This window comes from Pseudomonas baltica (assembly GCF_031880315.1).
Lineage (GTDB): Bacteria > Pseudomonadota > Gammaproteobacteria > Pseudomonadales > Pseudomonadaceae > Aquipseudomonas.
In genome coordinates this window covers 1009382-1021501 of record NZ_CP134771.1, presented here as the reverse complement: position 1 = coordinate 1021501, position 12120 = coordinate 1009382, and the positions used below count along the sequence as shown (strand labels likewise).

Below are 12120 nucleotides of genomic sequence, written 5' to 3'. Positions count from 1 at the left end.
CCGCGAAGCTTTTGCTTCAGCGCTTGCGCTTGCGCCCCGGCAGTGGCTCGAACAGCGCATCGATATCCTCGGCGTGCATGCGCCAATCGCCACCCTGACGCCCCTCCAGCACCCCGGCAGCCAGGGCCGACTTTTCCTGCTGCAGGTGCTGGATCTTTTCCTCCACGGTGCCGCGGGTGATCAGCTTGTAGACGAACACCGGCTTCTCCTGACCGATCCGATAGGCACGGTCGGTGGCTTGATGTTCGGCTGCCGGGTTCCACCAAGGGTCGTAATGGATCACCGTATCCGCCGCCGTCAGGTTCAAGCCGACCCCGCCAGCTTTCAGGCTGATCAAAAATATCTGCAGCTTGCCCTGTTGAAAATCCTGCACCGGCGTGCGCCGATTGCGCGTCGCACCGGTGAGCAGCGCATAGGGAACGTTTCGCGCCTGCAGCTCCGCTTCGATCAGCCCCAGCATCGAAGTGAACTGCGAGAACAGCAGCACCCGTCGCCCCTCGGCCAACAGTGCGTCGAGCATTTCCATCAACGCACTGAGCTTGCCCGAACTGCTGCCTTGCGCAGGGTGCGGCACGCTGTTGACCAGCCGCAGATCGCAGCACACCTGACGCAGTTTGAGCAGGGCTTCGAGGATGATGATCTGGCTGCGTGCCACACCTTTGCGGTTGATCTCGGCGCGTACCTTCTGGTCCATGGCCAGGCGCACGGTTTCATAGACATCACGCTGAGCGTCATTGAGCTCCACCCAATGGGTGATCTCGGTCTTGGCTGGCAGTTCAGTGGCCACCTGCTCCTTGGTGCGGCGTAGCAAAAACGGGCGGATACGCGTATTGAGGTGTTGCAGGCGCATTTCGTCGCCATGCTTTTCGATCGGCGTGCGGTAGTCCTGAGTAAAGGATTTTGCATCCCCCAGCCAGCCGGGCATCAGGAAGTGGAACAATGACCACAACTCGCCCAGGTGGTTTTCCAGCGGCGTACCACTCAGGCACAGGCGTTGCCGCGCGTTGAGCAGACGCGCGGCCTGAGCGGCTTTGCTGCCTGGAGTCTTGATGTACTGCGCTTCGTCGAGGATGAGCACGTGCAGCGGCACCTTGGCCAGGTCTTCCAGGTCCTTGGGCAGCAGCGCGTAGGTGGTCAACAGCAGGTCGTAATGCGCCAGCTCCGGGAAATGCTTTTTGCGCGACGGGCCATGCAGCGCCAGAACCTTCAACTGCGGGGCGAAGCGTTCGGCCTCGTCTTGCCAGTTGGGGATCAGACTGGTGGGCATGACCACCATGGCCGGTCGGTCGAGACGTCCGGCGTTCTTTTCCACCAACAGATGCGCCAGGGTCTGCAACGTCTTGCCCAGGCCCATGTCATCGGCGAGGATGCCGCCGACGCCCAGCTCGCGCAGCGCCTGCATCCAGCTAAGGCCGTCCAGCTGATAGGGGCGCAACTGCGCCCGCAATCCTTCGGGCACTACCGCTGCTTGCTGACGCACATCGCGCAGGCGTTCGGCAAAGTCGCGCATGCGCTCGCCGCCTTCCCAGCACAGCGGCAACTGTTGCAAGGCATTGAGGCGCAACGCGTCGGGGGTCGACAGGCGCAGCTTGGTTTCGCCCGGCTCCTGTTTGTAGAAGTCGCCCAGGGTCGCCAATACTGGTTTCAGGCGGCCATAGGGCAGGGCGACCTGCACCGGGCGTTGCTTGCCCGCTGGGTGGCTGTGCAGCGGCACGAGGATCTGTTCGTCGTCACGGCGCCGAGCCATCTGCGCCGGGTTAAGCAGTTCAGGGTGGGTGCGCAGCAGATTGATGAGGATGGGCAGCAGGCTCAGGCGTTCGCCGTTGACCACGATGCCCAGCTCGAGGTCGAACCAGTCGCGCTCGGGGCCCTCGTCGATCACCGCGTACCAGTCATCCACCGGCGTCAGGTCGAAGGCGAATTCTTCTGAGTACTCGATCTCCCAGCCCTGGCGACGCAGGCCCGGCAACTCGTTGAGCACGAAACGCAGCCAGGCGCCGTCGCTGGGCAATTCGAAGATATCACCGGCGCTTTCAGGCAGCGCCTTGCTCTGCCGCGTGGCGATCTTGAAGCCCAATTGCTGCAGGGTTTCGCGCAGGGCTTTTTCCGCCAGCGGTTGGCGCTGGATACGCAGGGTGTCGTCGGCCTCGCGTTTGATGATGGCGCCGTTGCCGTGGCCGTTGGTGGCGACATATTCACCGGCATAGCCGTAAGCCAGCGCCGCGCGATGTTGCACGTAGCGCTGCATGCGGCCGTTGCGCGGCTCGAAGGCACTGAACTCGACACTGCCCAACCATAGCCGAGGCTTGGGCGCGAGGTCGTCGATCAGGCGCTCGGGCATCTCAGCGCGCCATCGCGGCAGGCGGGTTCAAGCCCATCGGCGCCGCCCTCATGATGAGGCCGGTGTCAGGCGTTCGAGCAGCGCTTCGACCACATTGAAGCGCTCCTCCGGGCGCTCCATGGGCACTATGAACTTGAACAACGTGGCGCCTTCGAACTTGTAGCGCTTGGGCTGGCTCTGGATCAGCTTGATCAGGGTCAGCGGATCGACCGGCGTTTCGGCCGCGAACTCCAGGCGGCCGCCTTGCGGGCCGCCGTCGATTTTCTTGATGCCGAGTTTTTCTGCCTGCAGCTTGAGCAGGGTGATGCGTACTAAATTCTTGGTCGGCTCGGGCAGCAGGCCGAAGCGGTCGATCATCTCCACTTGCAGGTCCTTGAGGCCTTCTTCGTCGGCCGCCGAGGCGATGCGCTTGTAGAGGATCAGGCGCGTATGCACGTCAGGCAGGTAGTCGTCGGGAATCAACGCCGGTACCCGCAGGTTGACCTCCGGACCGCCGCCCAGCGGCTGATCGAGATTCGGCTGTTCGCCTTTGCGAATGGCCTTGACCGCGCGTTCGAGCATTTCCATATAAAGGGTGAAGCCCACCGCCTGGATCTGCCCGCTCTGGCCTTCGCCCAGCAACTCGCCGGCGCCGCGGATCTCGAGGTCGTTGGTGGCCAGCACGAAACCGGCACCCAGGTCCTGGGTGTTGGCGATGGCTTCGAGGCGCTTCTCGGCGTCACCGGTGATCTGCTGGCGGGGTGGCGTGAGCAGGTACGCATAGGCCTGGTGGTGACTGCGCCCGACGCGGCCGCGCAGTTGGTGCAATTGCGCCAGACCGAACTTGTCGGCGCGCTCGATGATGATGGTGTTGGCGCTGGGGACGTCGATGCCGGTCTCGATGATGGTCGAGGCGATCAGCACGTTGAAGCGCTTGTGATAGAAGTCGCTCATCACCTGTTCGAGATCGCGTTCGCGCATCTGCCCATGGCCGATGCCGATGCGGGCCTCAGGCACCAGTTCGACCAGGTCGGCGGCGCATTTCTCGATGGTCTTGACGTCGTTGTGCAGGTAGTACACCTGGCCGCCACGCAGCAATTCGCGCAGCAGGGCCTCTTTGACCGTGCTCTTGTTCTGCTCCATGACGAAAGTGCGTACCGACAGGCGTCGCGCCGGCGGCGTGGCGATGATCGACAGGTCGCGCATGCCCGACACGGCCATGTTAAGCGTGCGCGGAATCGGCGTGGCAGTGAGGGTGAGAATGTCGACCTCGCTGCGCAGGTTTTTCATTTGCTCCTTTTGCCGCACGCCGAAACGGTGTTCTTCGTCGATGATCACCAGGCCGAGGTTCTTGATCTTGACGTCGTCCTGCAGCAGCTTGTGGGTGCCGATGACGATGTCGATCTTGCCTTCGGCCAGTTCGACCACCGCGTCGTTGACCTCCTTGGTCGACTTGAAGCGGCTCATCACCTCGACGCGCACCGGCCAATCGGCGAAGCGGTCGCGGAAGCTGTTGTAGTGCTGTTGGGCGAGCAGGGTGGTGGGCACCAGAATGGCCACCTGTTTGCCGCCGTGCACGGCAATAAAGGCGGCGCGCATGGCCACTTCGGTCTTGCCGAAGCCGACGTCGCCGCACACCAGGCGATCCATCGGCTTGGCGGCCAGCATGTCTTCGCGCACCGCCTCGATAGCGGTCTGCTGATCTGGGGTTTCCTCGAACGGGAAGCCGGCGCTGAACGTCTCGTAATCCAGCGCCGGGTCGGCGAAGGCATAGCCCACCCGTGCGGCACGCCGGGCATAGATGTCGAGCAGCTCGGCGGCCACGTCGCGTACCTGTTCGGCGGCTTTGCGCTTGGCTTTCTGCCAGGCTTCAGAGCCCAATCGGTGCAGCGGCGCCAAGGCGTCATCGCTGCCGGTGTAGCGGGCAATCAGGTGCAGGTTGGCCACGGGTACGTAAAGCTTGGCGCTCTCGGCGTATTCCAGCGTGAGAAACTCGGCGGCCTGGCCTTCGATTTCCAGCGTCGCCAGGCCCAGATAGCGGCCCACACCGTGGTCGATATGCACCACCGGTGCGCCTTCGCGCAATTCTGTGAGGTTCTTGATGACCGCGTCGTTGCTGCCGTCGCTGCGTTTTTCCCGGCGACGACGCTGCATCACCCGTTGACCGAACAACGGGCTTTCGGCAATCAGTGCCAGGGCTGGGTCGTTGAGCTGCAGGCCGTCGTCGAGCGGCGCGATGGTGATCGCCAGGCGCGCCTTGCTGCTGACGAACTCGTGCCAGCCATCGACGGTCTGCGGCTTGAGTTTGAGGCGATCGAGCAACTCAAGGAGGACTTCGCGCCGACCTGCTGATTCAGCAGTGAACAGTACGCGGCCGGGGAACTGCTCGATATACCCGGACAGCGCCGCCAGCGGATTGGCCGCCTTGGCCTGGATCGCCAGGTCCGGCAGGGCGCTGGCGGGGAACGACTGGGCGCCTTCGACCTCGGCCTGGCTGGCGATCACCCGCGGCCAGGTCTTGAGCCGGGCGAAGCAGTCCTCGACCGGCAAAAACAGCTCGGCGGGCGGCAGTAGCGGGCGCATCGGGTCGATGCGGCGCTCTTCATAACGGTTGCGCACATCATTCCAGAACTGCTCGGCGGCCTGCTCGATGCCCGGCAGCGAAAACACCTGGGTGTCTTGAGGCAGGTAGTCGAACAGGGTCGAGGTGCTCTCGAAGAACAGCGGCAGGTAATACTCGATACCAGCGGGGGTAATACCGCTGCTGAGGTCCTGGAAGATCGGGCTGCGGCGGAAATCGACGTCGAAGCGCTCGCGAAAACGCGCCTTGAACCGGGTAACTTCGTCTTTTTGCAGCGGGAATTCCCGGGCCGGCAGCAGGCGAATCGACTCGACCTTGTCGATCGAGCGCTGGGTTTCCGGGTCGAAGGTGCGCAGGGTCTCGATTTCGTCATCGAACAAATCGATACGGTACGGCAGCTTGCTGCCCATCGGGAACAGGTCGATCAGCGCGCCACGCACGGTGAACTCGCCGTGTTCGTAGACGGTGTCGACATATCTATAGCCGCTGGCTTCGAGCCGCGTGCGCATCTGTTCGACGTCGAGGCGTTGACCAACGTCCAGTACCAGGCTGCTGCCAAGCAGGAACTGCGTAGGCGCCAGGCGATGTAGGGCAGTGGTGATGGGCACTACCAAAACGCCATGGACGAGCTCCGGCAAGCGATACAGACTGGAAATTCGCTGGGAGATGATGTCCTGGTGCGGCGAGAACAGATCGTAGGGCAGGGTTTCCCAATCGGGAAAATGCAGCACCGGCAGCTCGGGAGCGAAGAAACGCAGCTCCTGTTCGAGGCGGTCGGCGCTCTGGCTGTCGGCCGTCAGCAGCAGGGTGAAACGCTTGGCCGCGCTCGCCGCTTCGGCGATGGCCAGGCTCAGGGCGGCCCCGGGCAGGTTGCCCCAGAGCTGTTTGCTCGCGGTTTTTTGCGCGGCGGTAGGGAGTAGCGGTAGACGCAGGACAGGCACGGGCGATCGAGCTCCAAGCGTTACGACAAAGAGATCGATTGTACCGGCACCTTGTGCCCCTGTCAGTTTCGACTGTGCAAAAGAAACTTGCCGGAAATTTTCCGCTGAAACGTTTCTCCCTGCGACCTCGCGCATTGCCCCCGTCAGCCTGTTAAAGTCATAATGTAGCCCCTTTTCTCAGCCCCTACATGTGGAAGGTTCCCGTGACTCAGAAGCCCGACCAGTGTCTTGGTGAATGGATCGATCGTGAAGCACTCGCCGAGGCGATGATTCCTTTGATCGGCCAGCTATACCGCAATAACAATGTCGTCACCTCGATCTACGGCCGTAGCCTGATCAACCGCTCGGTGATCGAGTTGCTCAAGGCCCACCGCTTCGCACGTCACCGCCAGGCCGATTCCCACGAGCTGTCGGTACACGAAACATTCCCTCTTCTTAAAGCCATGAGCGAGCTCAAACTGGGCGCGGCTTCGGTCGACCTCGGCAAGCTGGCGGTCAAATTCAAGACCGATGGCAATGGCCGCAGCGCCGAAGCCTTCGTGCGCGAAGAGCTCGGCCCTGTAGTGGGGCAGCAGAACGTCGGCGAGCGCAAAGGCACGGATGTCGTGCTTTACGGGTTCGGTCGTATCGGCCGTCTGCTGGCGCGCATCCTGATCGAGAAGGCCGGTGGTGGCGATGGCCTGCGCCTGCGCGCCGTGGTAGTGCGCAAGGGTGCCAGCAACGACTTGGCCAAGCGCGCCAGCCTGCTGCGCCGGGACTCGGTGCATGGTTCGTTCGACGGCATCATCCATGTCGACGAAGAGGCCAACACCTTGACCGTCAACGGCAACTTGATCCAGTTCATCTACGCCAAGAGCCCGACCGAGGTGGATTACACCCAGTACGGCATCAGCAATGCGCTGCTGGTGGACAACACGGGTGTATGGCGTGATGCCGAGGGCCTTGGCCAGCACCTGACCTGCCCAGGTATCGACCGCGTGCTGCTGACCGCACCGGGCAAGGGCAAGCTGAAGAACATCGTGCATGGCATCAACCATGGCGACATCACCGCCGACGACAAGATCGTCTCGGCGGCGTCCTGCACCACCAACGCCATCGTGCCGGTGCTCAAGGCCGTCAATGACAAGTTCGGCATCGTCAATGGCCACGTCGAAACGGTTCACTCGTACACCAACGACCAGAACCTCATCGACAACTTCCACAAGGGCGATCGCCGTGGTCGTTCGGCCGCGCTGAACATGGTCATCACCGAGACCGGTGCCGCCACCGCCGCCGCCAAGGCGTTGCCTGAACTGGCCGGCAAGCTGACCGGTAACGCGATTCGGGTGCCGACGCCAAACGTTTCGATGGCGATCCTCAACCTGAACCTGGAAAAAGCCAGCAGCCGCGAAGAGATGAACGAGTACCTGCGCTACATGGCGCTGCACTCCGATCTGTCGCGTCAGATCGACTTCGTCGCTTCGCAGGAGGTGGTATCGACCGACTTCGTCGGTTCGCGCTACGCTGGTGTGGTCGATGCCGAGGCCACCATCTGCAACGATAACCGTGTCGTGCTGTACGTCTGGTACGACAACGAATTCGGTTACAGCTGCCAGGTGGTACGCGTGATGGAAGACATGGCCGGGGTCAACCCGCCTGCTTTCCCGCAGTAAGGTTGCCGCACCAATGAAAACGCCCCGACTGGTTCGGGGCGTTTTTTTGCATGGCTGGCATATGCTGTCGGCCGCACCGGCCTCTTCGCGAGCCAGCTTTGCTGCCACGGGTGTACACCGCCATTGTGGGAGCAAGGCTTGCCCAGGCCAGTAATTACGCCCGAGCCGCTTCAGCCGTGCGCAACTCATGGCGATTCCCCTTGAACAGCACCAGGGTCGCGATCAGCCCCAGTACCGCCGCGCCGGTCAGCCAGATGCCGGGGGCGGCCTTGTTGCCCAGCACGTGGATCATCCAGGTACAAGCGGCCGGGGTAAAGCCGCCAAAGGTCGCGGTCGCCAAGCTGTAGGCCAGCGAAAAGCCGGTAGTGCGCACTTCCTGCGGCATGATCTCGGCCAGTGCCACTACCATCGCGCCATTATACGAGCCATACAGGAACGAGAACCACAGCTCGACCAGCAGCAGGTGGCTGAAGCTCGGTGACGATACCAGCCAGGCCAGTGCCGGATAGGCAGTCAAGATCGCCAGTATCGTCGCTGCCAACAGCAATGGCTTGCGCCCAACCCGGTCAGACACCGAACCCATCACCGGCAGCCAGATGAAGTTGGACACCCCCACGGCCATGGTGACCAGCAATGCATCGAGGTCGGACAGCTGCAGCTCGGACTTGCCGAAGGTCGGCGTATAGGCAGTGATCAGATAAAACGACACCGTGGTCATCACTACCATCGCCATGCCCGCCAGCACCACACCCCAGTTCTGCGCGATCGAGCGCACCACTTCACCCAGCGAAGGGCGGTGGGTACGGGCCTCGAATTCCGGAGTTTCTTCCAGCGAACGGCGAATGAAAAAGATCACCGGCACGATCAGGCAGCCGATCAGGAACGGTACGCGCCAACCCCAGGCGCCCATGTCCTGCGGGCTGAGGAAATGGTTGAGCAGCACGCCCAGCAAACCCGCGAACACCACGGCCACCTGCTGGCTCGCTGACTGCCAGCTCACGTAAAAGCCTTTGTTCCCCGGCGTGGCGATTTCCGCCAGATACACCGAGACACCGCCCAGCTCGACGCCCGCCGAAAATCCTTGCAGCAGGCGTCCGACCAGGACCAGCAGTGGCGCCGCCACGCCGATGGTGGCGTATCCCGGCACACAGGCGATCAGCACGGTGCCCATGGCCATCATCATCAGCGTGACGATGAGGCCTTTGCGCCGCCCATGGCGATCAATGTAGGCGCCCAGGAAGATCGCCCCTAGCGGGCGCATCAGGAAGCCCGCGCCAAAGGTCGCTAGCGACAACATCAACGAGGCGAACGCGTTGTCCGAAGGGAAGAAGGTCTTGGCGATGGCGGTGGCGTAAAACCCGTACACCATGAAGTCGAACATTTCCAGGAAGTTGCCGCTGACAACACGAAAGATCGCGGTGCCTTTACCAGTGTTCGAGGCCATGGGGCGGTCTCCTGCGTTTCACGGTTGAGTGCCACGGTGTCTGCCGACCGCGGTCGAAGGATTTGTAACGCTATGTAAACGATGGACCGAGGGCAAATGAAATCGTTCGCTAGCTAACGATTTCATCCGATGAAGCCCGGGTTCGGCGGCTCTCAAGGGCAGCCTGCGGCGAAAAGCCACAGACAAAAATTGCCTGTGGCGCGACCAAGGGTTAATGTTCGCGCCATCAAGTGTTCATTAGACTGCACACCGTGTTTTTCAATGCCGACCGTGGCATGTTGCGTCAGAGGCGTCCGGCAGGGCGTCGTGGCCTGAGAGGAAGGAGTACGCATGGCTGTCTATAACTACGATGTCGTGGTGTTGGGTTCCGGTCCAGCCGGGGAAGGGGCGGCGATGAATGCCGCCAAGGCAGGCCGCAAGGTCGCCATGGTCGACAGCCGCCGTCAGGTCGGCGGCAACTGCACCCACCTGGGGACCATCCCGTCCAAGGCCTTGCGCCACTCGGTCAAGCAGATCATTCATTTCAACAACAACGAGATGTTTCGTCTGATCGGTGAGCCGCGCTGGTTCCCCTTCCCCGACGTGCTCAAGAGCGCCGAGCGGGTGATTGCCAAGCAGGTCCAGTCGCGGACCGCTTACTACGCGCGCAACCGCGTCGACGTATTCTTCGGTACTGGCAGCTTCGCCGACGAGCAGACCATCGATGTCATCTGCCCCAACGGCATGCAGGAGAAGCTGATCGCCAAGCAGGTCATCATCGCCACCGGTTCTCGCCCCTATCGTCCGGCCGACATCGATTTCAGCCACCCACGCATCTACGATAGCGACACCATCCTCAGCATCACCCACACCCCACGTAAATTGATCATCTACGGCGCCGGCGTGATCGGTTGCGAGTACGCGTCGATCTTCAGTGGCCTGGGGGTAATGATCGAACTGGTGGACAACCGCGATCAGTTGCTCAGCTTCCTCGACTCGGAAATTTCCCAGGCGCTGAGCTACCACTTCAGCAACAACCACGTGATGGTGCGCCACACCGAGGAATACGAGCGGGTCGAAGGCCTGGAGCACGGTGTGATCCTGCACCTCAAGTCAGGCAAGAAGATCAAGGCCGACGCCTTGCTCTGGTGCAACGGCCGTACCGGCAACACCGACCGCCTGGGCCTGGAGAACATCGGCATCAAGGTCAACGGCCGCGGCCAGATCAACGTCGATGAAGCCTACCGTACCAGCGTCCCGACCATATATGGCGCGGGCGACGTGATCGGCTGGCCGAGCCTGGCCAGTGCCGCGTACGACCAAGGCCGCTCGGCCTCGGGCAGCGCCATCGACAACGGCAGCTGGCGCTTCGTCAATGATGTGCCGACCGGCATTTACACGATTCCGGAGATCAGCTCGATCGGCCAGAACGAGCATGAGCTGACCCAGGCCAAGGTCCCGTACGAAGTGGGCAAGGCGTTCTTCAAGGGCATGGCGCGGGCGCAGATTTCCGGTGAGCCGGTGGGCATGCTGAAGATTCTGTTCCACCGCGAGACGTTGGAGGTGCTGGGCGTGCATTGCTTCGGTGACCAGGCTTCGGAGATTGTCCACATTGGTCAGGCGATCATGAGCCAGCCAGGCGAGTTGAACACCATCAAGTACTTCGTCAACACCACGTTCAACTACCCGACCATGGCCGAAGCCTATCGGGTAGCGGCCTATGACGGGCTCAACCGGCTTTTTTGAGCGGCTCCGGCCGGTGGCCTGAGCCGGCCGGAGAGACCGATTTCAGCGATTCCCGATCGTGGCGCTGGCCAAACCGGGAAAGTCTGTAATCAGGCTGTCCACGCCGAAGTCAGCGAGGCGGCGCATCAGTGCTGCGTCGTTGACTGTCCATACCGACACATGCAAACCCTGGCGCTGCGCTTTTTGCAGGCGCTCGGGGCTGCACAGCGTCCAGTTCAACGCGAGAAATTCGCAGCCGTAATTCTGCGCGACCTTCAGGGGGTCGAGCCACGCATACTCAGCCACCAGCCCGCGGGAAATATCCGGGGTGAACTGCTGGGCGGCGCGCAACACTTCGCGCGAACTCGAGGTGATGGTGACCTTGTCCATCAACTGGTAGCGCTGGGCCAGTTCGCGAATCGCCAGCACGGTGGTGGTGGCGCGGGTACGTGAAGCGACCTTGACTTCAAGTTGCCAATGCTCGAACTGGCACTCCTGAAACAGCGTCTCCAGTGTTGGAATGGGGCAGGGCGTCACCCAGCCAGGCCCACCCTTGCGGGCATCGAAGGTGACCAGGTCGGCGGCGGTCTGCTCGATCACCTTGCCGCGCCGTTCCGTGGTGCGTTTGAGTGTCGGGTCGTGAATGACCATCAGCTCGCCGTCGCTGGACAGGTGCAAGTCCAGTTCGCAGCGTTTGACGCCGTGTTCCAGACAGCGTTGAAAGCTGGTCAGAGTGTTTTCCGGTGCTTCGCCTTTGGCACCGCGGTGGCCGTAGATTAGGGTCACGTCTGTTCCTTGATGAGATACGTCTGAAGATGCCGCACTGGCGTTTGGATGTAGGCGTTGGCGCTGCGTCAGGCCGCAGGCAGGTCGTCGCTGTGCTCCCGTGCCAGGCGCCGTTCGGCCGCCTGTTTTTGCAGAATGTAGCGCGCCAGCAATTGCCGCTGGGCATCGGTCATGCCGTCGAATTCCAGGCCCAGTTCGTAATGTCCCAGGCTGACCGCATCGGCGCGAGTGACCCGGGCGCGCAGCAACAAGCCCAAGGCCTGGGGCATGAGCACGATCTTGACGCTGACCAGGCTGCCGACCGGATATGACTGCGGCATCTGGCATTCCAGGCCGCCTTCGGAAATGATCACCGGCACGGTCTCGCCGATTTCGCCCAGCAGGGTATGGGCGACCACCTGACTGAGCAGGTCGATGCGCTTGTTCTGCGCGCGCAGGAAATTGCCCAGCGTACGATCGCTGTCACCCAGCTGGCGCAGCAGGTGCTGGGATTCGAACTCGCTCAGGTGGAGTTCGCTGAGCAGGTTGAAAAGCGGTGAAGCATCCTGCAACACCTCGGCCCCCATCGCGTCAGTCTCCGCCAAAGGGGTAATTTCCAGTGCGATATGATCACTGATGCGATAGTATTCGCGGCGATCTTCTTCATCTAATGTCGACATGGTTGAACCCATGGTGTTGGCGGTAATCTGAGT

The 12120-nt window shown here is 62.1% G+C and carries 7 protein-coding genes; 2 read left to right on the top strand and 5 right to left on the bottom strand.

The genetic code is table 11. The features are described 5' to 3' along the window. Positions 1 to 16 precede the first annotated feature (16 nt). Positions 17 to 2341 (bottom strand): DEAD/DEAH box helicase, encoded by a 2325-nt coding sequence (locus REH34_RS04575; protein WP_226506517.1) that lies wholly within the window; start codon positions 2339 to 2341, stop codon positions 17 to 19. Between the two features lie 48 nt (positions 2342 to 2389). Further along, positions 2390 to 5842, bottom strand: coding sequence for a transcription-repair coupling factor (gene mfd / locus REH34_RS04570; protein WP_311970934.1), 3453 nt, complete (start codon positions 5840 to 5842; stop codon positions 2390 to 2392). A 188-nt stretch (positions 5843 to 6030) separates the two neighbouring features. Between mfd and REH34_RS04565 the strand changes: the two genes are divergently transcribed. Beyond that, positions 6031 to 7494 (top strand): glyceraldehyde-3-phosphate dehydrogenase, encoded by a 1464-nt coding sequence (locus REH34_RS04565; RefSeq protein WP_311970933.1) that lies wholly within the window; start codon positions 6031 to 6033, stop codon positions 7492 to 7494. Positions 7495 to 7648: 154 nt separating this feature from the next. Here REH34_RS04565 and REH34_RS04560 read toward each other — a convergent pair whose 3' ends face one another. Then, positions 7649 to 8938, bottom strand: coding sequence for an MFS transporter (locus REH34_RS04560; protein ID WP_226506514.1), 1290 nt, complete (start codon positions 8936 to 8938; stop codon positions 7649 to 7651). Between the two features lie 330 nt (positions 8939 to 9268). Between REH34_RS04560 and sthA the strand changes: the two genes are divergently transcribed. Next, positions 9269 to 10663 carry a Si-specific NAD(P)(+) transhydrogenase gene (gene sthA, locus REH34_RS04555; RefSeq protein WP_226506513.1) on the top strand — a complete coding sequence of 465 codons (1395 nt, stop codon included), beginning with the start codon at positions 9269 to 9271 and terminating at the stop codon, positions 10661 to 10663. 42 nt (positions 10664 to 10705) lie between these two features. On the opposite strand, the gene REH34_RS04550 is transcribed toward sthA, so the two are convergent. Beyond that, complete coding sequence (locus tag REH34_RS04550) at positions 10706 to 11428, bottom strand: glycerophosphodiester phosphodiesterase family protein (protein WP_226506512.1); 723 nt, start codon at positions 11426 to 11428, stop codon at positions 10706 to 10708. 68 nt (positions 11429 to 11496) lie between these two features. Further along, positions 11497 to 12087 carry a PilZ domain-containing protein gene (locus tag REH34_RS04545; RefSeq protein WP_226506511.1) on the bottom strand — a complete coding sequence of 197 codons (591 nt, stop codon included), beginning with the start codon at positions 12085 to 12087 and terminating at the stop codon, positions 11497 to 11499. Positions 12088 to 12120: the final 33 nt, after the last annotated feature.